Here is a 787-nt window from a genome sequence, read left to right on the forward strand (position 1 = left end):
CCGGCTGGACCACGCTCGCTTCCCCTACGTCTACCTGGACGCGACCTACCTGCACGTGCGCACCGAGGCCGGGATGGTGGTGTCCAAGGCCGTCGTGATCGCCACCGGCGTCACCGAGCACGGCCGCCGGGAGATCCTGGGCCTGGACGTCGGGGACAGCGAGGAGGAGATCTTCTGGCGGGCGTTCCTGACCGGCCTCAAGAAGCGCGGCCTGGGCGGGGTGCAGCTGGTGATCTCCGACCAGCACGCCGGCCTGGTCGCCGCTCTCACCCGCGTCTTCCAGGGCTCGGCCCACCAGCGGTGCCGGGTCCACAACATCCGCAACGTCCTGGCTCACGTGCCCAAGGCCGAGACCGAGATGGTCGCCGCGGTGTTCCGGACCATCTTCGCCCAGCCCGACCTGGGATCGATGGGCAAGCAGTGGGACAAGGTCCGCGACGACCTCGCGGCCCGGTACCCCAAGATCGGGCCGCTGATGGACGACGCGAAGTCCGAGGTCCTCGCGTTCGCCGCGTTCCCGCGTGAGCACTGGCGCAAGATCTGGTCCACCAACCCCCTCGAGCGCTTGAACAAGGAGATCAAGCGCCGCTCCCGCGTCGTGGGCATCTTCCCCAACGAAGCCGCCATCATCCGCCTCATCGGAGCCGTCCTGATCGACACCCACGACGAGTGGCAGGTCGACGAACGCCGCTACCTCTCCGAAGCATCGATGGCCAAGATCTACAAGACCAGCAATACTGGAACCGTCGCCCTCGAAGAAGGCGACCGGTAGGCAACGAGCATCACC

1 protein-coding gene is annotated in these 787 nt (G+C 67.3%); it reads left to right on the forward strand.

Features of this window, described 5'->3' with window-relative positions; translation table 11 throughout:
• Window positions 1-772 (forward strand): IS256 family transposase (locus Q0967_RS17280; RefSeq protein WP_299451298.1); only part of this gene is annotated, 772 nt, incomplete at its 5' end.
• Between the last annotated feature and the right edge of the window lie 15 nt (window positions 773-787).

Origin of the sequence: uncultured Serinicoccus sp., from assembly GCF_947500995.1 — a bacterium.
GTDB lineage: Bacteria > Actinomycetota > Actinomycetes > Actinomycetales > Dermatophilaceae > Ornithinicoccus.